The organism is Propionivibrio dicarboxylicus (assembly GCF_900099695.1).
GTDB classification, from domain to species: Bacteria; Pseudomonadota; Gammaproteobacteria; order Burkholderiales; family Rhodocyclaceae; genus Propionivibrio; species Propionivibrio dicarboxylicus.
Genome location: NZ_FNCY01000014.1, coordinates 94,550 through 115,971, shown reverse-complemented (window position 1 = coordinate 115,971; position 21,422 = coordinate 94,550). Strand labels below are relative to the sequence as shown.

24 protein-coding genes are annotated in these 21,422 nt (G+C 58.8%); 19 read left to right on the top strand and 5 right to left on the bottom strand.

Annotated features, from left to right (window positions below; translation table 11 throughout):
• Positions 1 to 27: 27 nt before the first annotated feature.
• The 16 genes from BLR25_RS15330 to BLR25_RS15255 all read left to right on the top strand — a co-directional run bounded on the left by BLR25_RS15330 (position 28) and on the right by BLR25_RS15255 (position 13,797).
• Complete coding sequence (locus BLR25_RS15330) at positions 28 to 864, top strand: cytochrome C assembly family protein (RefSeq protein ID WP_091938772.1); 837 nt, start codon at positions 28 to 30, stop codon at positions 862 to 864.
• 59 nt (positions 865 to 923) lie between these two features.
• Complete coding sequence (pilB, locus tag BLR25_RS15325; protein ID WP_091938771.1) at positions 924 to 2,639, top strand: type IV-A pilus assembly ATPase PilB; 1,716 nt, start codon at positions 924 to 926, stop codon at positions 2,637 to 2,639.
• A 19-nt stretch (positions 2,640 to 2,658) separates the two neighbouring features.
• Positions 2,659 to 3,891, top strand: coding sequence for a type II secretion system F family protein (locus BLR25_RS15320; RefSeq protein ID WP_091938770.1), 1,233 nt, complete (start codon positions 2,659 to 2,661; stop codon positions 3,889 to 3,891).
• Positions 3,891 to 4,757, top strand: coding sequence for a prepilin peptidase (locus BLR25_RS15315; RefSeq protein WP_091938769.1), 867 nt, complete (start codon positions 3,891 to 3,893; stop codon positions 4,755 to 4,757). The genes BLR25_RS15320 and BLR25_RS15315 overlap by 1 nt, the downstream gene beginning before the upstream one ends.
• A 105-nt stretch (positions 4,758 to 4,862) precedes the next feature.
• Entirely contained in the window at positions 4,863 to 5,120 is a 258-nt protein-coding gene (locus BLR25_RS15310) for an FmdB family zinc ribbon protein (RefSeq protein WP_091938768.1), read from the top strand.
• The gene (locus tag BLR25_RS15305) at positions 5,120 to 5,719 is read left to right on the top strand and encodes a DUF502 domain-containing protein (protein WP_091938789.1); all 600 of its coding nucleotides are present in this window, start codon (positions 5,120 to 5,122) and stop codon (positions 5,717 to 5,719) included. Before BLR25_RS15310 ends, BLR25_RS15305 begins: the two co-directional genes overlap by 1 nt.
• Before the next feature lie 48 nt (positions 5,720 to 5,767).
• Positions 5,768 to 7,561 (top strand): aspartate--tRNA ligase, encoded by a 1,794-nt coding sequence (gene aspS / locus BLR25_RS15300; RefSeq protein ID WP_091938767.1) that lies wholly within the window; start codon positions 5,768 to 5,770, stop codon positions 7,559 to 7,561.
• Positions 7,562 to 7,568: 7 nt separating this feature from the next.
• A complete protein-coding gene (locus tag BLR25_RS15295; protein WP_091938766.1) occupies positions 7,569 to 7,982 on the top strand; it encodes a guanyl-specific ribonuclease in 414 nt (137 codons plus the stop codon).
• Positions 7,979 to 8,371 (top strand): barstar family protein, encoded by a 393-nt coding sequence (locus BLR25_RS15290; RefSeq protein WP_091938765.1) that lies wholly within the window; start codon positions 7,979 to 7,981, stop codon positions 8,369 to 8,371. Before BLR25_RS15295 ends, BLR25_RS15290 begins: the two co-directional genes overlap by 4 nt.
• A gap of 2 nt (positions 8,372 to 8,373) precedes the next feature.
• Positions 8,374 to 8,820, top strand: coding sequence for a dihydroneopterin triphosphate diphosphatase (nudB, locus tag BLR25_RS15285; RefSeq protein ID WP_091938764.1), 447 nt, complete (start codon positions 8,374 to 8,376; stop codon positions 8,818 to 8,820).
• A gap of 92 nt (positions 8,821 to 8,912) precedes the next feature.
• The gene (argB, locus tag BLR25_RS15280) at positions 8,913 to 9,800 is read left to right on the top strand and encodes an acetylglutamate kinase (RefSeq protein WP_091938763.1); all 888 of its coding nucleotides are present in this window, start codon (positions 8,913 to 8,915) and stop codon (positions 9,798 to 9,800) included.
• A 3-nt stretch (positions 9,801 to 9,803) separates the two neighbouring features.
• Positions 9,804 to 10,496 carry a pyrimidine 5'-nucleotidase gene (locus BLR25_RS15275; protein WP_245715582.1) on the top strand — a complete coding sequence of 231 codons (693 nt, stop codon included), beginning with the start codon at positions 9,804 to 9,806 and terminating at the stop codon, positions 10,494 to 10,496.
• A gap of 108 nt (positions 10,497 to 10,604) precedes the next feature.
• On the top strand, positions 10,605 to 11,201 hold the full coding sequence (gene slmA, locus BLR25_RS15270) for a nucleoid occlusion factor SlmA (RefSeq protein WP_091938762.1): 597 nt from the start codon (positions 10,605 to 10,607) through the stop codon (positions 11,199 to 11,201).
• 96 nt (positions 11,202 to 11,297) lie between these two features.
• Positions 11,298 to 12,392 (top strand): acyltransferase family protein, encoded by a 1,095-nt coding sequence (locus BLR25_RS15265; protein WP_091938761.1) that lies wholly within the window; start codon positions 11,298 to 11,300, stop codon positions 12,390 to 12,392.
• A gap of 160 nt (positions 12,393 to 12,552) precedes the next feature.
• Positions 12,553 to 12,996 carry a hypothetical protein gene (locus tag BLR25_RS15260; protein WP_091938760.1) on the top strand — a complete coding sequence of 148 codons (444 nt, stop codon included), beginning with the start codon at positions 12,553 to 12,555 and terminating at the stop codon, positions 12,994 to 12,996.
• Positions 12,997 to 12,999: 3 nt separating this feature from the next.
• Positions 13,000 to 13,797, top strand: coding sequence for a hypothetical protein (locus tag BLR25_RS15255; protein ID WP_091938759.1), 798 nt, complete (start codon positions 13,000 to 13,002; stop codon positions 13,795 to 13,797).
• A gap of 1 nt (position 13,798) precedes the next feature.
• On the opposite strand, the gene hemB is transcribed toward BLR25_RS15255, so the two are convergent.
• Together hemB and yihA are read right to left on the bottom strand one after the other, a co-directional pair.
• Positions 13,799 to 14,818, bottom strand: coding sequence for a porphobilinogen synthase (hemB, locus tag BLR25_RS15250; protein WP_091938758.1), 1,020 nt, complete (start codon positions 14,816 to 14,818; stop codon positions 13,799 to 13,801).
• A gap of 169 nt (positions 14,819 to 14,987) precedes the next feature.
• Positions 14,988 to 15,719 carry a ribosome biogenesis GTP-binding protein YihA/YsxC gene (gene yihA / locus BLR25_RS15245; RefSeq protein WP_091938757.1) on the bottom strand — a complete coding sequence of 244 codons (732 nt, stop codon included), beginning with the start codon at positions 15,717 to 15,719 and terminating at the stop codon, positions 14,988 to 14,990.
• Positions 15,720 to 15,823: 104 nt separating this feature from the next.
• Here yihA and BLR25_RS15240 point away from each other — a divergent pair, with 104 nt between their 5' ends.
• Positions 15,824 to 16,456: a c-type cytochrome gene (locus BLR25_RS15240; RefSeq protein ID WP_091938756.1), complete on the top strand. Its 633-nt coding sequence runs from the start codon at positions 15,824 to 15,826 to the stop codon at positions 16,454 to 16,456.
• Positions 16,457 to 16,487: 31 nt separating this feature from the next.
• Positions 16,488 to 16,919, top strand: coding sequence for a CBS domain-containing protein (locus BLR25_RS15235; protein ID WP_091938755.1), 432 nt, complete (start codon positions 16,488 to 16,490; stop codon positions 16,917 to 16,919).
• A gap of 74 nt (positions 16,920 to 16,993) precedes the next feature.
• Here the strand turns inward: BLR25_RS15235 and gpmI are convergent, their stop codons facing one another.
• The 3 genes from gpmI to bioB are packed head-to-tail and all read right to left on the bottom strand — an operon-like array spanning position 16,994 to position 20,575.
• Positions 16,994 to 18,628: a 2,3-bisphosphoglycerate-independent phosphoglycerate mutase gene (gene gpmI, locus BLR25_RS15230; protein WP_091938787.1), complete on the bottom strand. Its 1,635-nt coding sequence runs from the start codon at positions 18,626 to 18,628 to the stop codon at positions 16,994 to 16,996.
• A 60-nt stretch (positions 18,629 to 18,688) separates the two neighbouring features.
• Positions 18,689 to 19,585, bottom strand: coding sequence for a malonyl-ACP O-methyltransferase BioC (bioC, locus tag BLR25_RS15225; RefSeq protein ID WP_091938754.1), 897 nt, complete (start codon positions 19,583 to 19,585; stop codon positions 18,689 to 18,691).
• Between the two features lie 9 nt (positions 19,586 to 19,594).
• Positions 19,595 to 20,575 (bottom strand): biotin synthase BioB, encoded by a 981-nt coding sequence (bioB, locus tag BLR25_RS15220; protein WP_091938753.1) that lies wholly within the window; start codon positions 20,573 to 20,575, stop codon positions 19,595 to 19,597.
• Between the two features lie 94 nt (positions 20,576 to 20,669).
• Between bioB and BLR25_RS15215 the strand changes: the two genes are divergently transcribed.
• The gene (locus BLR25_RS15215) at positions 20,670 to 21,383 is read left to right on the top strand and encodes a ComFC family protein (protein ID WP_091938752.1); all 714 of its coding nucleotides are present in this window, start codon (positions 20,670 to 20,672) and stop codon (positions 21,381 to 21,383) included.
• The last annotated feature ends 39 nt before the right edge of the window (positions 21,384 to 21,422 follow it).

Sequence of the window (21,422 nt, the reverse complement as noted above, 5' to 3'; positions counted from 1 at the left end):
GCTTCCGGCTTGGTGTAGACTTGAAAAATGCCGGATATTCTACTGCACCTTGCCTTCCCCATCCTCGCCAGCATTCTATATGCCGGCTTGGGATGGCATTTCTGGCGAACCCGTTGGCACCGCCCCGACCCCGGTTCGAAAAACACCATGGTGCCAGCCGAACGATTCGGCATTGCCCTAGCCCTGCTACTGCAAGGCCTGGAGCTGCATGATGCCCTCTTCGGTAACGGCGGCATGCGCTTCTCTTTCGGCCTGGCGCTCGCGCTGATGCTCTGGCTTGCCGCGCTGATCTACTGGCTTGAAAGTTTCCGCTCCCGCATGGACGGATTGCAACCGGCGGTACTTCCGGTTGCCGCGCTTTGCGCCCTGTTCCCGGTTTTTTTCCCGCAAACAAGAATCATCGCCCACGCCGACGCATTCGGCTTCAAGCTGCACTTCCTTGCTGCCATGCTGGCCTACAGCTTGTTCACCCTGTCGGCAGTCCAGGCCGTCTTTATGAGCGTTGTCGAGAAAAAGCTGCATCAAAAGCCGCTCAGTCCCGTCCTGAACAGCCTTCCACCACTATTGCGCATGGAAGCCCTGCTGTTTCAGTTGATCGGTGCTGGATTCATTCTCCTGTCGGTTGCGCTCGGAAGCGGCATTCTGTTTTCGGAAACCATATTCGGACAGGCTGTACGGATCGATCACAAGACGGTGTTCGCATTTGCCTCTTGGGCGGTCTTCGCAGCATTGTTGACGGGGCGCCACATCTACGGTTGGCGCGGACGGATGGCCTTGCGTTGGACGATGACCGGCTTCCTGTTTCTGCTGCTCGCTTACGTTGGCAGCCGCTTCGTCATCGAAGTCCTACTCGGAAGGCTATGAGAGAGCATGCCTTCTTGGGTCAGGCACCCCGCTCAGCGGTTGCTCCGACATAGACGCTCATGGCTGCCACCTCCGCCCCTCTGGCACTCAGCGGACTCGCCCGGGCGCTCATCCAGGCCGCTCGCCTCAAAGAGTCCGATGCCGAAATGATCGCAGCGCAGACAGCGGCAAGCAGGACTTCCTTCGTCGAACAGTTGCTCGCCTCCGGCAAGATCGGCGCTGCCGACTTGGCGCGCTTCGCTTCGGAAACCTTCGGCTATCCGCTGCTTGATCTTGGCGCCTACGACGAAGCCCATGTTCCGAAGTCTGCGATCGATCGAAAGCTGATCGCCAGCCATCGAGTCGTCCCACTGCATAAACGCGGCAACCGATTGTCAGTCGCCATCGCCGACCCGACCAACCTGCGTGCGCTCGACGAAATTCGATTCCAGACGGGTTCCGCCGTCGACCCGATCGTCGTTCGCGAAGACCAGTTGGCGCCGCTCGTCGCAAAATTTTCGGAGACAGCCGACGAAGCGCTGAAGAGCCTTGCCGGCGACGATATCAATCTCGAATTCGAAGAAGAGGCCGCCGCGCAAAAACGCGAGGAGGTGCCGACACAGGAGGTCGATGACGCACCGGTCGTCAAGTTCATCCAGAAGATGCTGCTTGACGCAATCAACGACGGGGCATCCGACATTCACTTCGAACCGTACGAAAAAAATTATCGCATCCGCTTCCGCGTCGACGGCGTCCTGCGTGAAATCGCAGCTCCGCCTCTCGTCATCAAGGAAAAGATCGCCTCACGTATCAAGGTTATTTCACGCCTGAACATTGCGGAAAAACGGGTCCCGCAAGACGGGCGCATGCGACTTGCGCTGTCGAAAAGCCGGGCCATCGACTTCCGTGTCAGCACACTTCCGACGATGTACGGAGAAAAGATCGTTCTGCGCATCCTTGACCCCAGCAGTGCAACGCTGGGCATCGAAGCGCTCGGCTACGACGCTGATCAGAAAGCGCTATTGCTGGACGCCATCCAGCGACCGTACGGCATGGTGCTCGTCACCGGCCCCACCGGCTCCGGGAAAACGGTATCGCTCTACACCTGCCTGAATCTTCTCAACAAACCCGGCATCAACATCTCCACCGCCGAAGATCCGGCCGAAATCCCGTTGCCAGGAATCAATCAGGTCAATATCGACGACCGGCAGGGACTCACCTTTCCTGTCGCGCTCAAAGCTTTCCTGAGACAGGATCCAGACATCATCATGGTCGGAGAAATCCGTGATCTGGAAACCGCCGAAATTGCGATTAAGGCCGCTCAAACGGGCCACATGGTGCTGTCGACGCTGCATACCAATGACGCTCCTTCGACCTTGACCCGCCTGATGAACATGGGCATCCCGACCTTCAACATCGCGTCGAGCATCCTGCTGATCACCGCACAACGCCTGGTGCGAAGACTCTGCACTTGCAAACAGGCCATTGAAGTCCCCACCGAAACCCTGCTCGACGCCGGATTCAGCAAAGCGGATCTCGACGGAAGCTGGACGCTTTACGGTCCCGGCGCGTGCGATCGCTGCAAAGGCAGCGGCTACAAGGGGCGCGTCGGCATCTACCAGGTAATGCCCGTCACCGAAGACATTCAGCGACTGATCATGTCGAGCGCCACTGCGCTGGACATCGCCGAACAGGCACGCCGGGAAGGCGTCAATGACCTGCGCCGTTCCGGCCTGCTCAAAGTCAAACAAGGACTGACCTCGCTCGAGGAAGTTCTCGGCAGTACCAACGTCTGATTCGCAAGGAAGAACACGTATGGCAACCGCATCGAGACCCTCCAGAAAACCGCCGGAACTCAAGGAAAGTACTTTCCTTTGGGTCGGAAAGAACAAGGCCGGAAAGGAAGTTCGCGGCGAAATCCAGGCCCCCAGCGAAACCGTCGTCAACGCGACGCTGCGGCGCCAGGGCATCCTTGTCACCCGCATTTCGCGCCAGCGCTTTCGTCGCGGCGGGAAAGTCACCGAAAAGGACGTGTCGCTGTTTACCCGACAATTGGCAACGATGATGAAATCCGGCGTCCCCTTGTTGCAGACCTTCGACATCGTCGGGCGCGGACATGACAACCCCGCGGTCGGCAAGCTTCTGCTCGACATCAAGACCGACGTCGAAACAGGCAGCTCGCTCTCGCAAGCTTTTCGCAAGTTCCCTCTGCTTTTCGACGCGCTTTACTGCAATCTCGTGGCCGCCGGAGAACAGGCCGGCATTCTGGAAACGCTCCTTGACCGTCTGGCCACGTACAAGGAAAAGATGATTGCGATCAAATCGAAGATAAAGTCGGCAATGTTCTACCCAATAGCAGTCCTCATCGTCGCCTTCATCATTACTGCCGTCATCATGATCTTCGTCATTCCGGCGTTCAAGGATGTATTCAAGAGCTTCGGCGCCGACCTGCCGGCTCCGACGCTATTTGTCATCGCCTTGTCGGATTACTTCGTCAGCTACTGGTGGGCGATCTTCGGTTCGATCGGCGGCGGCCTCTTCGCCTTTTTCTACACGTGGCAACGTTCGGAAGCCATGCAGATCGCACTCGACAGAATATTCCTGCGATTGCCTGTCTTTGGCGACATCATCCGCAAATCCGTCATCGCACGCTGGACCCGGACGCTCTCGACGATGTTTGCCGCGGGGGTTCCCCTGGTCGAATCGCTGGACTCGGTCGGCGGAGCAGCCGGCAATTACGTGTACAAGATCGCGACGCGACAAATCCAGGGAGAGGTCAGCACCGGCATCAGTCTGACCTCGGCCATGCAAAACACGCAACTCTTCCCCAACATGGTCGTGCAGATGGTGGCCATCGGCGAAGAGTCCGGATCGCTCGACTCGATGCTAAGCAAGGTCGCCGATTTTTTCGAGGCGGAAGTCGATGATGCCGTCGACGCGCTCTCGAGCCTAATGGAGCCCATGATCATGGTCATACTGGGAACGCTCATCGGCGGCATGGTGGTCGCCATGTACCTGCCAATCTTCAAAATCGGCGGAGTCGTTTGATGGATCTCCAGCCTCTGGCAACATTGCTCGCGATTCCCTGGGTGTTGGTAACAAGCAGCGCACTGCTGGGTCTGCTCGTCGGTAGCTTCCTCAATGTCGTGATTCATCGCCTGCCCAAGATGATGGAACACGAATGGCTATGCCAGTGCGCCGAATTCAGGGGAGAACCCGTGCCCACCAACGAGTCCGTCTCCCTCGTTTCGCCGCGTTCGCGCTGCCCGCAGTGCGGCCATGCGATCAGCGCGCTCGAAAACATCCCGCTCCTGAGCTGGGTGTTTCTAGGCGGCAAATGCGCAGGCTGCAACGCGCCGATTTCGCCCCGCTACCCGCTCGTCGAGGCAATTACAGGCATCATTTCGGCATCTGCCGCGGCCTACTTCGGCTTCGGCTGGGCACTCGCTGGCGCCCTGCTGCTGTGCTGGAGTCTGATCGCGCTCACTTTCATCGATGCAGAAACCCAACTTCTACCAGACTCGATCACGCTGCCTTTGCTGTGGGCAGGTCTCGGCTTTAACCTGAGCGGCACATTTACCGACCTTCCCTCTGCAGTCATCGGCGCCATGGCGGGCTATCTCGCCCTGTGGTCCGTCTACTGGGCCTTCAAGCTTGTGACCGGCAAAGAAGGCATGGGCTATGGCGACTTCAAGCTACTGGCCGCGCTTGGTGCCTGGCTCGGCTGGCAAATGCTGCCGCTGATCATTCTCTTGTCATCGTTGGTCGGCGCGATCGTCGGCGTCGCGCTGATCGTACTGGCCAGGCGAGGCCGTCAGGTTCCCATCCCCTTCGGCCCGTATCTCGCCACCGCAGGCCTGATCGCCCTCATCTGGGGGAAGATGCTCACGCAAGCGTATCTGCGCATGATCTAATCTCTTGAATCCAAGGCGATAAGCCCCATCTTGGCACGGCGAACCTCCCGAACGGAAATCGCGTTTCGGGTATAATCAACCGTTTTGCAGTTTAAGAGACTCATCATGCCGATTTACGCCTATCGTTGCGATTCATGCGGATTTGAAAAGGACCATTTGCAGAAAATGTCGGATCCGGTGCTGACGGAATGCCCTGAGTGCAACCAGGACACCTATAAGCGACAGCTGACTGCGGCTGGATTCCAACTCAAAGGGCAAGGCTGGTATGCGACCGACTTCAAAGGATCGGGCAAACCGGCCAAGAAGGAGCCCGCGCCTGCCTGCCAAAGCTGCCCGGGAGCCGAGGCGTGCGCAAGCAACTGATCCGGCGTTATTTCATCACCGGACTACTGATCTGGGTGCCAGTCGCGATCACCACCTGGGTGGTTTCGCTAATCGCCGGCACCGCGGATCGAACCCTGCTTTTGTTGCCGGAGTCGCTGCGTCCTCACGCGCTGCTTGGCTACGACATCCCCGGCATCGGCATCGCTGTCACATTACTCGTCATTTTCATTACCGGCGTGCTGGCGGCCAATTTCATCGGCCAACGACTTGTCCGCTGGTGGGAAAGCCTGCTGAACCGAATTCCGGTCGTCAATAAAATCTACGGAGCAGTCAAGCAAGTCTCGGACACGCTGTTTTCGTCCTCGGGCGAAGCTTTCCGCAAGGCCTTGCTGGTCCGCTATCCGCATCATGATTCCTGGACGATCGGTTTTCTGACCGGAACCCCCGGTGGCGATGTCGCCAACCACCTGACCGGCGACTACATCAGCGTCTATGTTCCCACCACCCCTAACCCGACCTCCGGTTTCTTCCTGATGATGCGCCGAAGCGACGTCATCGAACTCGACATGGACGTCGATGAAGCACTCAAATACATCATTTCGATGGGCGTCGTTGCTCCGACCCCACGAATCAGGTGACAATCGCGTCTTTGCCATTCCCTTTTCTCTTTCCGACACTGAACCAGCATGCGAACCCATTACTGCGGACAACTCTCTTCACAAACCATCGGACAGGAAGTCACCCTGTGCGGCTGGGCGCATCGGCGCCGTGACCACGGCGGCGTCATCTTCATCGATCTGCGCGACCGTGAAGGTCTTGCTCAAGTCGTTTGCGACCCCGACCGCCCGGAGATGTTCAAGGTCGCCGAGTCGATCCGCAACGAATTCTGCTTGAAAATTGTCGGCAAGGTCCGGGCACGTCCGGCCGGTTCGACGAATGCCAACATCGCCAGCGGTGAAGTTGAAATCCTCTGCCAGAATATCGAGGTGCTCAACCCGTCGGTCACGCCGCCGTTCCAACTCGACGACGAGAATCTTTCGGAAAACGTCCGACTGCAGCACCGCGTTCTCGACCTGCGTCGCCCGCAGATGCAGAAGAACATGATGCTTCGCTACAAGACGGCGATGGCTTTCCGGCGCTATCTCGACAATGCCGGTTTCATCGACATCGAAACGCCGATGCTGACCAAGAGCACGCCCGAAGGCGCACGCGATTACCTTGTCCCGTCGCGCGTCAATGCCGGCCAGTTTTTCGCGCTCCCGCAGTCGCCCCAGCTTTTCAAGCAGTTGCTGATGATTGCCGGCTTTGACCGTTATTACCAGATCACCAAGTGCTTCCGTGACGAGGACCTGCGCGCCGACCGCCAACCGGAATTCACCCAGGTCGATATCGAGACTTCGTTCCTCAACGAGGCCGAGATCACCGGCATCATGGAAAATCTGATCCGGACCGTCTTCAAGGAAGCGATCGACGTCGACCTGCCCAACCCGTTCCCGCGCATTTCCTACTCGGAAGCCATGCAGCGCTATGGTTCGGACAAGCCGGACCTGCGTGTCACGCTTGAACTCACCGAAGTCACCGATGCGGTCAAGGATGTGCCGTTCAAGGTCTTCGCCAACGTCGCCAACAGTGAGAATGGCCGCGTCGCTGCTTTGCGCATCCCCGGCGGAAACAGCCTGACCCGCGGTGAGATCGACGCTTACGCAAGTTTCGTGGGCATTTACGGCGCCAAGGGCCTGGCCTACATCAAGGTCAACGACGTTACCCAGATCAACGAAAGCGGCCTCCAGTCGCCGATCGTCAAGAACCTCAATGAAGCGGCGCTGAAGGCGATCATCGAGCGCACCGGCGCCCAAAGCGGCGACCTGATCTTCTTCTGCGCGGACAAGGCCAAGGTCGTCAACGATGCGCTCGGCGCCTTGCGTATCAAGATCGGCCACGAAAAGGGCTTCGTCAACGGCAGCGCCTGGGAACCGCTGTGGGTCGTCGACTTCCCGATGTTCGAATACGACGAGGAAAACAAGCGCTGGGCCGCGTGCCACCACCCCTTCACGAGCCCCAAGGACGAACACGTCGGCCTGCTCGCAACCGATCCCGGCAAATGTCTGGCCAAGGCATACGACCTTGCCGTCAATGGCTGGGAAATGGGCGGCGGATCGGTCCGTATCCACCGCGCCGACGTTCAGGAACAAGTGTTCTCGGCCCTCGGCATCGACGAAGAGGAAGCCAAGATCAAGTTCGGCTTCCTGCTCGACGCGCTCAAGTATGGTGCGCCACCGCACGGTGGCATCGCCTTCGGCCTAGACCGCATTGTCACCATGATGACCGGCGCCGAATCGATTCGCGACGTCATCGCGTTCCCGAAGACGCAACGGGCTCAATGCCTACTGACCGACGCGCCGAGCGAAGTGGACGAAAAGCAATTGCGTGAGTTGCACATTCGCCTGCGTCAGAAGGTCGAGCCGCAAGTCAAAGCCTAGGCGCGCCGTGGCACGCCTCGCCGCACACCTCCGGATCGCGCTGTTATTCGCGCTGGCCGGGTTGTGCGGCTTTTTTGCGCCGGCACACTCACGCGAAGCGGCTCCCGGCACCGCCGTCGTCCGCGCCGCGCTATCCGAACTCCCACCTGAAGCGGCGCAAACGCTGGAACGCATCCGTCGCGGCGGCCCGTTCCCGTATCCCGACAAAGATGGCAGCGTTTTCGGCAATTTCGAGAAGCGACTCCCGGCACGGGCACGCGGCTACTACCAGGAATTTACCGTCCCGACACCCGGCAGCCGGGATCGCGGCGCCCGACGCATCATCGCGGGCACTGGAAGAACCGGCAGCGCCGCCACTTGCGACGAGTACTATTACAGCCACGACCACTACCGCAGTTTTGTCTGGATTCGAGAGCCATGACCCAGACCTCTTCACCGGCCGGAATCTTCCGCCTGAATCGCAACGACCTTCCCGCCCTGAAAGCCGCCGCAACCGAATTGGGGCAGGCATTCTTCGTCGTCGATCTGAGTCGGGCACGCAATGTCCCCGGCTTCATCAAGGCGATGCAGCGGGACCTCGCTTTCCCCGAGTGGTTCGGCGGCAACCTTGACGCGCTGCTCGATTGCCTTACCGACCTTTCCTGGCACCCGGCGCCAGGCTACATCATCGTACTCAGTGAGAGCGACGCCCTCAAAGCGATGCCAACCAGCCTTGCCGCACTCAACGAGGTACTCTCCTGCGCTGTTGACGCGTGGAACAAACGCGGCATCGCCTTCAGGATCTTTTATCTTCAGGATGCTGCTGCCTGATCATGCCTCCGTTCAAACGCCCGATCTCCGTACTCGTCGTCATCCACACGCCGGCGCTTGATGTGCTGCTGCTTGAGCGGGCAGGCCATCCGGGCTACTGGCAGTCGGTCACGGGCAGCCAGGAAGAAGGCGAGACGCTGATTGAAACAGCCTGCCGCGAAGTCGCCGAAGAGACTGGCATTATCGTTTCGCCGGCCGATATCAGCGACTGGGGGATCAGCAACACTTTCGAGATTTTTGCCGAATGGCGCCACCGCTATGCGCCTGGCGTCACCCAAAATGTCGAGCACGTTTTCTCGCTTCTGGTCCCGGGGACGCAGGCGATACGCATCGCCCCCGACGAGCACCTCGCCTACTGCTGGCGTCCGTGGCGCGATGCGGCCGAGCAATGCTTCTCCTGGACCAACCGGGAGGCGATATTGCAACTTCCGGAAAAGCTCGCCACCTAGCGGTCCAAACACTGCGGCCCGGCTTTTTATTTGCAGCAGCGCCGCGTAGAATCGCTTCCTCTTCACTCCGTACCGCAACAGGAATCGTGACCATGACTTCATCATCACTTGCCCCGAACCAGGAAGCCGCCGTACTGGCCGAAGCTTTGCCCTATATCAAGCGTTTTCACGGCAAGACCATCGTCGTCAAGTTTGGCGGGAACGCCATGATCGACGAACAACTCAAGCAATGCTTCGCGCGTGACGTCGTGCTGCTCAAACTGGTCGGTATCAATGTCGTCGTCGTACATGGCGGCGGACCGCAGATCGAAAACATGCTGACCCGGGTCGGCAAAAAGGGCGAGTTCATCCAAGGCATGCGGGTCACCGATACGGAAACGATGGAAATCGTCGAAATGGTGCTCGGCGGGCAGGTCAACAAGGATGTCGTCAACCTAATCAACCAAGCCGGCGGTCGGGCGGTCGGGCTTACCGGCAAGGACGGGCGCATGATCCTGGCGCAGAAGCTCTTCCTGCAGGATCGCGATGATCCGACGCACCAGATCGACATCGGACTCGTCGGCGACATTACTTCGGTCGACACGACACTGATCAGCTATCTCGAGAGCGGCGCCTTCATTCCCGTCATCGCACCGATCGGTGTTGGCGAAAATGGCGAAACCTACAACATCAATGCAGACGTCGTCGCCGGCAAGGTCGCTGAAACCCTGAAGGCTGAAAAACTGGTGCTGCTCACCAACACGCCGGGCGTCCTGGACAAGGCTGGCAAGGTCATCACCAATGTGACGCCGACGCAAATCGATGCGATGGTTGCTGACGGGACACTGCACGGCGGCATGCTGCCGAAAATCAGCTCGGCCCTTGACGCCGCGCAGAACGGTGTCAAGAGCGTGCACATCATCGACGGCCGGGTTGAGCACGCCCTATTGCTCGAGATTCTCACCAGCCACGGGTTCGGCACACTGATCAATTCGGATTGAGCCGTGCCTCACGGGCACTGCGAGGGCCGCGGCGAGATCGCTGAGAGATCTCGCCGACTGGCGAAAACCACCTGGCTGTTCGATCTCGACAATACGCTGCACGACGCCAGCGCACACATTTTTCCGCAACTTGGCGCTGCCATGAAAGCGTACATGTGCGAGCACCTGGACCTCGATGACGCGGCGGCAACGCAATTGCGCCAGCACTACTGGTCGCGCTACGGCGCCACCCTGATCGGCCTGATGCGCCATCACGACATCGACCCGGACCATTTCCTCAAACAAACGCATCACTTCCCCGAACTGGAACGAATGGTCGTCGCACCGCCGGCGTTGAAAGCAATGCTCAGGCAACTTCCGGGCAATAAAATCCTGTTTTCCAACGCACCGCGCCATTACATTGACGCCATACTCGAGATATTGGGCATTCGGAGATGCTTCTCGGCAATCTATTCGATCGAACGCCTGCGCTATCGCCCAAAACCGGCGCGCTCCGGATTTCTTCACTTGCTTCGCCACGAGCGACTTGATCCACGCCGCTGCATCATGGTCGAAGACTCACGCGAAAATCTCCGGACTGCCCGCAAATTGCGCATGAAAACCGTGTGGGTAAGCACCAGCACTCGCCACAACCCCGATGCCGACGTCCAGATTCGTACCGTAGCCCTTTTGCCGAGACGACTTGGGCAGCTATAATCCCCCCACCGCACCGCTCGTCCATAGGCATTGCCAGACCGCCACCAAAGGATAACGCGAATCCCCCACAAGCTCCGCCGAAAAACCCTCTATCTGAACACACAGATCATGGCCAAATCAGGCGAAAGACGATTGCAGATACTGCAAACGCTGGCAGAAATGCTGGAAAACCCGAAAGGGGAAAAGATCACAACAGCGGCTTTGGCGGCGCGCCTGGAGTGTTCGGAAGCGGCGTTGTACCGGCATTTCGCCAGCAAAGCGCAAATGTTCGAAGGCCTGATCGAATTCATCGAAACCAGTCTGTTCGGCGTCATCAATCAGATCGCAGGGGAAGAACAGCAAGGGCTCCAACAAGTCGAACATATCCTTGCCCTGCTGCTCAATTTCGCCCAACGCAACCGCGGCATGACTCGGGTGCTGACCGGCGATGCGTTGGTCAACGAGAACGAGCGCCTGCAGGCGCGCATCAATCTCCTGCACGACAAAATCGAAGCGGCGCTTAAACAGGCCCTGCGCGTTGCCGCCACGCAACATCAACTCGCCGCTGACGCCGACTTTGGCGCGCTGGCCAATTTGTTGTTGTGTTTCGTTGTCGGCCGCTGGCAGCAATACGCCAAGAGCGGCTTTTCACGCGAACCGGCGGCTCACTGGCCACAACAATGGCCGATGCTGTTGCTTGCCTGCTTGAGCCAACGCGGCGCCTAATCTTGCACACACTCGCGAGACACGAAGAATCGGTGTAAAATCCGCAGTTTAGTCCATTCATTAGCGCCCGGAAAACACCGGACTGCAGAACACCGAATGCAAAAATCCAGTCCGCGTCTCCCCTTTATCGACGCGTTCAAGGCCGTCGCCTCGCAACTGATCCTGCTTCATCACCTGGCACTCTACGGCCCGCTATCGGAAGCCACGCATCGTGTCATCCCCGACATTTTCGGCTGGCTCGAGAGCGACGCACGCATCGCCGTTCAGGTTTTTCTGGTCATCGGGGGATTTCTTGCGGCCAACTCGCTCGCCCCGAACGGCATCCTGCAGATCGCGAACCCGCTGCAACAAATCAAGAAGCGCTATTTCAAACTGGTAATTCCTTTCTTCTCGGCAGTTCTCTTTTGCGTCGTCGCATCCGCCATCGCCCGGAACCTGCTCGTCGACGACGCGATTCCCGACCGTCCGACCTTGTCGCAACTCGCTGCGCACGCAACACTGCTGCATGGCATTCTCGGTTTTGACTCCCTTTCCGCCGGAGTCTGGTACATCGCCATCGATTTTCAGTTGTTCGCCTTGTTGCTCGGACTGCTGTGGCTAGCACGTTCCACTGCTACCCATCGGCAGAGCGCTGTCGCACTGCTTCTCGTCGGCACCTGGGTTGTTGCTTCACTTTTTCACTTCAACCGCAATGCAGACTGGGATAATTGGGCGATCTATTTCTTCGGCGCCTATGGTCTCGGCGCCCTGACGTTCTGGATGAGCCAACAAAACCGGCGATTCTTCTGGCTCGCCGGCATGGCACTCATCGTCACGATGGCCCTGGCGATCGATTTCCGTTCGCGCATCCTCATCGCCCTCGTCACCGCGCTGTCGCTCGGCCTCGGTCAGTGCACTGGCCTACTGTCGCGCTGGCCAAATTTTCGCCTGCTCGGTTGGCTCGGAAAAATTTCGTACTCGGTATTCCTGATCCATTTCCCGCTGATTCTGCTCGCCAACGCGCTATTTTCTCAGCTCACACCGGTTTCTCCAGGCATCGTCTTGTCATGGACGATTGGCACCTGGGCAAGCGCGGTGCTGGCAGGAGCGTTTTTCTTCCGTGCCATCGAAAGCCGCAGCACTCACTGGCAATCGCTACTCACCGCACCGCTGAAGGCTTTGTCGGGACACTTGTTCGCTTCCGAGCGTTAGGACAACGAACGGCGCAGGCTCCCCTTACGCCTGCATCTTCGTCATACCAGGCATCGGCGAGTTCGCCCTATAATGCTCGAGACATGAGTGCGATCCGGATGCCAATGGCTTGCGAGAGCGGCCGACCGTCCGCTGACGCCACGCGACCGAAGAAAGGATCATGATGCGCGCGATAACACTGCTGATCGTAACGGCCAGCATGGTTTCCCTGAACTCCGGGGCCAATGCCGCAACGCTGATTAACGACGCGGAAGCCCAACTACCTGCCGCCAAGGCAATCGCCACCCGATCGATCACTCGCGGCCCGGCAATCAAGGTCATCGCTCCCGACCCGTCAATAGAAAAGATTGCATCGCCGTTCAAACTCCACATTGCCTTTGAAGCCCGTGGCGGCGCCAGGATCGACCCCGCCTCGGTCAGGATGACCTATTTGAGAACACCGGCGGTCGATCTGCTCGAGCGTGTCAAGCCCGGATTGAGCGAACGTGGCATAGAACTGTCGAGCGCAGAGGTTCCCGCCGGCGAGCACCAGATCCGCGTCGTTGTTCAGGACAGCGAGGGACGCGAAACCAGCAGCATCATTAACCTGAACGTAGTCAAATAAGCCGTGCGCTGCCCGTACTGCATCAGCGACATTCATGACGATGCGCTGGTTTGCCCGATCTGCCGGCGCGATCTTTACTTGTTCAAGCCGCTACTCTCGCGTATCGATGCACTGGAGAAGCAGTTAACGGCGCACGAAGAACGCCTCTCGCAACTTGACGCCCTGCAGACCGCTCCGTCGCTCGATACGGCACTCGTCGCCCCCTCTTCGACAGTCGAACCTCAGGGATTTGATGCGACGCCCTCGAGTCAAAACTGGCTGTTGAACTGGATCACACCACTCGTTCTACTGATCGCGGCACACGGCTTGATCGTCATTCTCTATGACCTCAACACCGTATACCTGCGCGTCGTCTCACTCGTCATACCGCTGCCGTTCGGGGCACTGTTATTTGCACGCCGGCGCTATCCCGCTTTGCTGGCGGTAGTCTCTTCCTGCCTCTTGGCAAGCGCCGCCGTTCTGGCGATGAGTTCGCTCACCGCCTGGGTCGATCGCGTTCCGGTTCTCCCGCAAGACCTGCGCGAATGGAGAGAGTTCATCACCTACGCCGCCAGCATTGCGCTGAGTTACCTGACCGGCATGATCCTGGGGCAGATGCTGCGCCGGAGACGACAAGAAGAAACGCTACGCTCGCTCGGTGTCGCCCTCGCGCTCGCCCGCGTCCTGTCACAAGGTGCGGACAAAACGGAAAGAGTCGAGGCCGTTGCAAGGAAATTCCACAATCTGGGGAGTTCGCTGACGGCGGCAGCGACAACCGCCGCCGCCATCTTCACGGGACTGCAGGGACTGCTCGGCAAATAGCCTACCGCCCCTCGGCCCCGAGCCACTCGGCAACGTCAAGCGCGAAATACGTCAGGATACCGTCGGCGCCGGCCCGCTTGAACGCCAGAAGCGCCTCCAGCACACAGGCGCGTTCGTCGAGCCAACCATTCCGGGCAGCCGCTTTGAGCATCGCATATTCGCCGCTCACCTGATAAGCATAGGTCGGCACGCGGAACTCATCTTTGACGCGCCGCACGATATCGAGATACGGCAAGCCCGGCTTAACCATCACCATGTCGGCCCCCTCGGCCAGATCCAGCGCCACTTCGCGCAACGCCTCGTCGGTGTTGGCAGGATCCATCTGATAGGTGTACTTGTTGCCTTTGCCAAGATTCCCTGACGACCCGACCGCATCGCGGAAAGGACCGTAAAAACTCGAGGCATACTTGGCCGAATAGGCAAGAACTCGGGTATGAATTTGTCCGGCGGCGTCTAGTGCGGACCGGATTCTCCCGATCCGGCCATCCATCATATCCGACGGCGCCACGACGTCCGCTCCCGCTGCCGCGTGAGTGAGCGCCTGCTTCACCAGGGCATCGAGGGTTTCATCGTTCAACACATAAGCGCACGGATCCGCGGGATCGATCAGCCCGTCTTGCCCATGGCTGGTGTACGGATCCAGCGCGACATCAGTAATGATGCCGAGGGTCGGAAACGCCTGTTTCAGTGCTGCCACGACGCGGGGAACCAGCCCTGCCGGATTCCATGCTTCTTCCGCCCCTGGCGTTTTGAGCGATGCATCGATCACCGGAAACAGCGCGAGCGCGGGAATCCCCAGGGCCACGGCACGTTCCGCGGTTTCCATAAGTTTGTCGAGACTTTGGCGCTCGACGCCGGGCATCGATGCCACCGACTCGACACGCCCTTCCCCTTCCAGCACGAAGACCGGATAAATCAGATCGTTGGTCGTCAGCACCGACTCCCGCATCAAACGCCGCGAGAAATCATCGCGGCGCATCCGGCGCATGCGTGTCCCCGGAAAACTGGCATTGAAATTCATCGTCTCTCTCACCTCAATTGAATCGATCACTCGCGCGAACAAAGATTTCTCCCTCCCGGGGAACTTCATCGCCGCGATACACTCTTAAACCACAGATAGCTTGCGCTGTCTCCCGCTTCATCTCCCTGAGCGGGTGCCTTGCATCTAGGTAAGGCATTTGGCCCCCGGCTCATCCCTTTGCCGGGGGCTTTTTATTATCGGACTTTTTGACGGCGGATCGCGCACTCCAACCCATGGCCTTACGATTTCTCGCCCGAGCCACTTTCTCTGTCCGCAAGCCCGTCGGCGGCAAGACCTCGTCCTTGAGCGGCATGTCCAACCAATTTGCCAGTACGCGCTCGGCCTCGTCGATGCCCGTCCGTTTGAGACTGGAGAAGAGTTGCAGCGTGCAGCGCTCGCTGATCCGCGACAAGGCACTCTCCACCTCGCGCAAGACATTCGCCTGTTCCTGCCGGGTCAATTTGTCCGATTTGGATAGCAACACATGAATCGGCTTGCCGGTCTGCGCGAACCATTCGAGCATCTGCAGATCGAGATCGGTCAGCGGATGGCGGCAATCCATGATCAACACCAGCCCCGCCAACGGCAGGCGATAACTCAAATAGGGCGCCAGCAAGCCCTCCCATTGCGCCCTGATTTCCTCGGGTGCCTTGGCAAAGCCGTAACCCGGAAGATCGACAAAGTACTTGCCCGCATCCAGCGTGAAATAATTGAGATGCTGAGTGCGTCCGGGCGTTTTCGATACAAATGCCAAGCGCGTATGATTGGCGAGTGCATTGATCGCCGAGGACTTCCCTGCATTCGAACGCCCGGCAAAAGCCACTTCGCATATCGAATCACCGGGGAGATCATGCAGATTGGCGACGGTGGTATGAAACACCGCCTTGCGGAAAAGAGACATGGCAACACCACCGTAAGGCGCAAGAGCGCTGTGCTAAAGTGCTATAGAATATCAGCTTTGCGGCATGGCTTCTCTGACACAGACCCCACACTGGAGTTATTTTCATGATTCGCAATTCGGCATTCGCCCTCCTGATCTCGCTCAGCACAAGCCTGTATGCGGCACAGCCCGGCACTCCCGACCTCGCCAAGGCCAAGAGCACGGCTGAAACCATCTGCGTCGCCTGCCATTCGGCCGACGGCAACAGCACGATCCCGGCCAACCCGATTCTTGCCGGACAGCATCGCGAATACCTGCTCAAACAATTAACCGAATTCAAATCGGCAGACGGCAAGCCCCAGATTCGTAATAACGCCGTCATGCTCGGCATGACGGCCACGCTCAGCGCCGACGACATGCGCGGACTCGCCAGCTATTTTTCTCAACAGAAAGTCAAACCTGCCAAGGCAACCGACCCCAAACTGGTCGCCGCGGGCAAGATCCTCTGGCGGCGCGGCGATCCTGACAAAGGCATTCCGGCCTGCGCCGGCTGCCACGGGCCGGCCGGCGCCGGTCTTCCAGTGCAATATCCGCGCCTCGCGGGACAGCACGCAGAATACACGGAAACACAACTCAAGAACTTTCGCAGCGAAGAACGCTCCAATGATCCGGAGAGGATGATGCGAACCATCGCAGACAAACTTTCCGACAAGCAGATCAAGTCACTGGCCGACTACATTGCCGGCTTGCGTGGATAGTGGATGTTATTGACCTAAAGGGGAGCGCGCCATGAGAACACTCAAACAGCTGATCGAATCGAAAAACAAGCGCTTGGCTTTTGTCACGCCTGACCAGTCCGTGCTGCGGGCGTTGGAAATCATGGCGGAAGTCGATGTCGGCGCTCTGCTGGTCCTTGACGGCACGCAACTGAAAGGCGTTTTTTCCGAACGCGACTATGCGCGAAAGGTCATCCTGCAAGGGAAAGCATCGCGCAACACGGCTGTCAGCGAAGTCATGAGCGACAAGGTAATCAGCGTCACGACCGAACAGTCGATCGAGGACTGCATGGCCATCATGACGGAAAAACACATCCGGCATCTTCCCGTTCTTGATCGTGAAGGCGGCGTGCTCGGCATCGTGTCGATTGGCGACATTATCAAGGAAATCCTCAACGAGCAGCAATTCGTCATTACCCAGCTCGAAAACTACATTACGGGCTGAGCCTCGTTTTCGGTCCTCGGAAAAAGGAAGAGCAGGCCAAGCCTGCTCTTCCTTTTTTGTTACGTCATATCTGCTTACTTGATCTCGAGCAGGCTTTCGTCCCACTTGGCATGCTTCTCGAAGCCAAGCAGGTTGGCCGTCGTCGCAGCAATATTGGAGAGCCCTGCACCGGCGAGCGCTTTCAGGCCGAGTTTTCCGCCTGACACGTTGTCATAAAGGACAAGCGGCACCGGATTCAAGGTGTGGGCCGTTTTGGCCTTGAACGAGCCGTCCTTGTTCTGCGCCGGCAGCTTGGTTTTCTTGTCGAGTTCGTACATCTCGTCGGCATTGCCATGATCGGCCGTGATCAGGGCAATGCCACCCATGGCATCGATCACCGGCAACAAGCGCGCCAGCGCCAGATCGACCGCTTCGACGGCCATCGTCGCCGCACGGAAATTACCGGTGTGACCGACCATGTCGCCGTTGGCAAAGTTGCAGCGCAGGGTCTTGTACTTGCCACTCTGCAGCGCCGCGATCATGGCATCGGCAATTTCGGCCGACTTCATCCACGGCCGCTGTTCGAACGGCACGACATCGCTCGGCACCTCCTGATAGGTTTCACCATCGAACTTGCCGGAGCGGTTGCCGTTCCAGAAGTAGGTCACATGCCCGAACTTCTGCGTCTCCGAGCAGGCGAACTGGGCCACCCCCGACTTCGAGAACCATTCGCCCGAAGTATCAGTAATCGCCGGCGGATTGACGAGGAAGCGTTGCGGCAGCTTCAGGTCCCCGTCATATTGGAGCATACCGGCATAGGTGACCCTGGGGGCGCGCACGCGATCGAACTTGTCGAAAGCGAGTTCCTCGAAGGCCCGCGTAATCTCGATCGAGCGATCGCCGCGGAAGTTGAACAAGACCACCGCATCGCCATCTTCGATCGTTCCGACCGGCTTTCCGTCGCGCGCGACGACAAAAGGCGGCAAATCCTGATCGATGGTTCCGGGAAAACGCTCGCGCAAGGCATTGACGGCCTCGGTCGCACTGGCGAACTGATCGCCTTCGCCGAGCACATGCGTATGCCAGCCTTTTTCGACCATGCTCCAGTTGGCGTCGTAGCGATCCATCGTGATGTTCATTCGCCCGCCGCCCGAGGCGATCCGGGCATCGAACCCGTCCGTACTCAATTCCTGCAAGAAGGCTTCGAACGGCACGGTATAGTCGAGCGCGCTGGTTTCCGGCACATCCCGCCCGTCGAGCAGTGCATGCACACGTACCGTCTTGACCCCCTCCTGCTTGGCACGCGCCACCATTGCCTTCAGATGGTCGATATGACTGTGCACGTTTCCGTCGGAAAACAGACCGATGAAATGAAGCGTCCCGGACTTGGCGCCGGCAACGATCTGTTGCCAGGCCTCACCCGCCCAGATAGCGCCGGACGCGATTGCATCGGCCACCAGCGCGGCGCCTTGGCTGTATACCTGACCGGCGCCAATCGCATTGTGGCCGACCTCGGAATTTCCCATATCTTCGTCGGAGGGCATTCCGACGGCGGTTCCGTGAGCACGCAGAGAGATGTTCGGATAGTTGGCGAACAGACGGTCGAGCGTCGGTTTGCGCGCGGCAGCGATAGCACTGCCTGTTTCCGATTTGGCCAAGCCATAACCGTCCATGACGATCGTGACAAGCGGCCCCTGAACGCCGGCGAAGGAAGCGAGTTTCTGCAACATGATGTTTTCCCGCAACAAATTGAATAATCGAAAGAAGTTGAGCGGGAAATGATAACAGCTTCAGCCCCCCGGACGAAATCGCGCCTTCGGATCGAAGCGAACGATGTCGCGACCATCCGCGGTTGTCCGCGCGGGGGCTTTCCAGGCATGCCCGTACACCACCTCGATCGTCGCCGGCAAACGACCCTCCTGGCGCCAGGACTCATACCTCGTCTGTACCGCACCGAGCATATGGCGAGTCATCAGACCGCGCCGGCGATCCGGCAACGCGCAGGTCGCGCCGGTATGCCGCAAGTCGCGCAATAAATCGTCAAAATCGGCATAGGTCAAAGTCAGTCGTTCGACATCCATGACGGGATCCGAAAAACCGCACTCGACCAGCATGTCACCGAGGTCATGCATATCGGCAAAAAACTGCACGTGCGCATCCCTATCGACAAACGAGGCGCGCAATTCCTTCAGCGTATCCGGACCCAGCGTCGAAAACATCAGCAGCCCACCGACCTCGAGCACACGATGCATCTCACGGAACGCCGCCAGAGGATCTGGCAGCCACTGCAGCATCATATTCGACCACAGGAACCCGAACACACCGGATGCGAATGGCAAGTATTGGGCATCCGCCGCCAGCAACGGCGCACGTGCGCCACGCAGGAAAGGCATCAAGCGCCGCAAACGACTTTTCTCGCCATGCGCCTGCGCCAGCATCGCCTCGCAAGCATCTGCACCGAGCACCGTCGCATCGCGGTATCGCTCGCCAAGCGCTGTCAGGCTACCGCCGGTACCACAACCGAGGTCGAGAATTCGGTGCGGCGCGATCTTCACATAATCGAGCCGCGCCAACATGCGGCGATTGACTTCCTGCGCAAGAATCGCCGATGCGTCGTAGCGCCCCGCCGCGCGGGCGAAATTACGCCGTACCTGGCGCGAATCGACGAGCAAACGCGACGTTTCCATTGCGAGCGATCAGATCGCCTTCAGCCCAAGCTTCTCGAACATCGCCACATCACGATTGGTGCCGGCGTTCATCGTCGTCAGTAACTTCTCGCAATAGAAAATCGAGTTGGCCCCAGCAAAAAAGCACATCGCCTGCAATTCCTCCGACATCGACTCGCGGCCCGCGGAAAGGCGGATATAGCTCTTCGGCATCGTGATGCGCGCAGCGGCGATCGTCCGAACGAACTCAAAATTGTCGAGTTTCTCGGAAGCCGCCAGCGGCGTCCCCGGAATCGCCACCAGATTGTTGATCGGCACCGAATCCGGCGCCGGATTCAGATTGGCAAGCTGCGCCACCATCGCCGCGCGGTTACGACGCGACTCGCCCATACCGAGGATGCCACCGGAACACACCTTGATCCCGGCATTGCGCACCATCGAAATGGTATCCAGACGATCAGCGTGGGTATGCGTCGTAATGACCTTTTCGTAGAAATCGGCGTCGGTATCGACGTTATGGTTGTAGTAATCGAGACCTGCCGCCTTGAGTTGTTCGGCCTGCCCGTCCTTGAGCATGCCAAGGGTAACGCAGGTTTCCATGCCCAGCGCCTTGACCTCGCGAATCATCTCGGTGACGACTTCCATCTGCTTTTCCTTCGGACCACGCCAGGCGGCCCCCATGCAGAAGCGCGTCGCGCCATTGGCCTTGGCGTCCTTCGCCGCCTGAAGCACTTCCTCGACCTGCATCAGCGCTTCGCGATCGGTATCCGTCTGATAACGCGCCGACTGGGAACAGTAGCTGCAATCTTCCGAACATCCGCCGGTCTTGATCGAAATCAGCGCCGAACGCTGGATCGCGTTCGGATCGAAATTCGCGCGATGCACCTGATGCGCCTGATAGAGTAACTCCATCAACGGCAATTGATAGAGCGCTTCAACCTTCGAAACGGTCCACTTGGAAGCAGCAGCATCCTTGGCAGCGGCGACAGCGGAGGGAGAAATCGTATTCATAGGAACCTGCCGAAAATAAAGACATGCCCACACGGCGCAGGCACAATAACCACCGTGAGAAAACGAGAAACAACTCCCGGACACACGATCGGAAATGAGAATTCTACCCGATAACGAAAATCGCAAGGCCTTCGGAAATCCTCAACCAGGGCTCTTCGTTTTTCAGGACTGCCTCCTTTGCGAGGCCAGCACCCCGACGCTGCTCTGTGCCGACTGCATCGATGATCTGCCGCAACTCCCGAAGCAAAGCTGTCCTGTCTGTGCCTTGCCGACACCCACTGGCGAAATCTGCGGCCGGTGCCTGCGTGAGCCCCCATCCTTTGATAGCACCCGGGCGGCGTTTCGCTACGACTTTCCGATCGACAAACTCGTGCAATCTTTCAAGTACGGACACAGGCTCGCGCTCGGCCCCTATTTCGGCGCCCAGCTTGCCGCCCGGACGAAGGATTCTTGCGCCGACATGATCGTGCCGCTCCCCTTGCATCCAAACCGTCTCGCCACACGCGGATTCAATCAGGCAGTCGAACTCGCCCGCCCCATCGCCAGCACACTGGCGAAGCCGCTGGCCAGCAACATTTGCCGACGCATTCGCGACACCACGGCCCAAGCTGACCTTGCCTGGTCTGCGCGCAAGAACAATATCCGCAATGCCTTTCACTGCAATGAAGAACTGAGCGGCAAGCACATACTGCTCGTTGACGACGTAATGACCACAGGAGCTTCGTTGAACGAGTGCGCGCGCGTACTCAAATTGCATGGCGCCGCAACCGTCGATGTCGTCGTTCTGGCGCGAGCACTGCGCGACTAAGCTCAGGAATACGACGACATTTCCTCTATCCGCCGCCAC

Excerpts from the sequence above, each read along its gene's own strand:
- BLR25_RS15265 (WP_091938761.1), top strand. The coding sequence starts at position 11,298 with ATGCAAAAATCCAGTCCGCGTCTCCCCTTTATCGACGCGTTCAAGGCC.
- BLR25_RS15290 (WP_091938765.1), top strand. The coding sequence starts at position 7,979 with ATGACCCAGACCTCTTCACCGGCCGGAATCTTCCGCCTGAATCGCAAC.
- hemB (WP_091938758.1), bottom strand. The coding sequence starts at position 14,818 with ATGAATTTCAATGCCAGTTTTCCGGGGACACGCATGCGCCGGATGCGC.
- slmA (WP_091938762.1), top strand. The coding sequence starts at position 10,605 with ATGGCCAAATCAGGCGAAAGACGATTGCAGATACTGCAAACGCTGGCA.
- BLR25_RS15215 (WP_091938752.1), top strand. The coding sequence starts at position 20,670 with ATGAGAATTCTACCCGATAACGAAAATCGCAAGGCCTTCGGAAATCCT.
- argB (WP_091938763.1), top strand. The coding sequence starts at position 8,913 with ATGACTTCATCATCACTTGCCCCGAACCAGGAAGCCGCCGTACTGGCC.
- gpmI (WP_091938787.1), bottom strand. The coding sequence starts at position 18,628 with ATGTTGCAGAAACTCGCTTCCTTCGCCGGCGTTCAGGGGCCGCTTGTC.
- bioB (WP_091938753.1), bottom strand. The coding sequence starts at position 20,575 with ATGAATACGATTTCTCCCTCCGCTGTCGCCGCTGCCAAGGATGCTGCT.
- BLR25_RS15310 (WP_091938768.1), top strand. The coding sequence starts at position 4,863 with ATGCCGATTTACGCCTATCGTTGCGATTCATGCGGATTTGAAAAGGAC.
- yihA (WP_091938757.1), bottom strand. The coding sequence starts at position 15,719 with ATGTCTCTTTTCCGCAAGGCGGTGTTTCATACCACCGTCGCCAATCTG.
- nudB (WP_091938764.1), top strand. The coding sequence starts at position 8,374 with ATGCCTCCGTTCAAACGCCCGATCTCCGTACTCGTCGTCATCCACACG.
- BLR25_RS15235 (WP_091938755.1), top strand. The coding sequence starts at position 16,488 with ATGAGAACACTCAAACAGCTGATCGAATCGAAAAACAAGCGCTTGGCT.
- BLR25_RS15240 (WP_091938756.1), top strand. The coding sequence starts at position 15,824 with ATGATTCGCAATTCGGCATTCGCCCTCCTGATCTCGCTCAGCACAAGC.
- BLR25_RS15330 (WP_091938772.1), top strand. The coding sequence starts at position 28 with ATGCCGGATATTCTACTGCACCTTGCCTTCCCCATCCTCGCCAGCATT.
- pilB (WP_091938771.1), top strand. The coding sequence starts at position 924 with ATGGCTGCCACCTCCGCCCCTCTGGCACTCAGCGGACTCGCCCGGGCG.
- BLR25_RS15315 (WP_091938769.1), top strand. The coding sequence starts at position 3,891 with ATGGATCTCCAGCCTCTGGCAACATTGCTCGCGATTCCCTGGGTGTTG.
- aspS (WP_091938767.1), top strand. The coding sequence starts at position 5,768 with ATGCGAACCCATTACTGCGGACAACTCTCTTCACAAACCATCGGACAG.
- BLR25_RS15260 (WP_091938760.1), top strand. The coding sequence starts at position 12,553 with ATGATGCGCGCGATAACACTGCTGATCGTAACGGCCAGCATGGTTTCC.
- bioC (WP_091938754.1), bottom strand. The coding sequence starts at position 19,585 with ATGGAAACGTCGCGTTTGCTCGTCGATTCGCGCCAGGTACGGCGTAAT.
- BLR25_RS15320 (WP_091938770.1), top strand. The coding sequence starts at position 2,659 with ATGGCAACCGCATCGAGACCCTCCAGAAAACCGCCGGAACTCAAGGAA.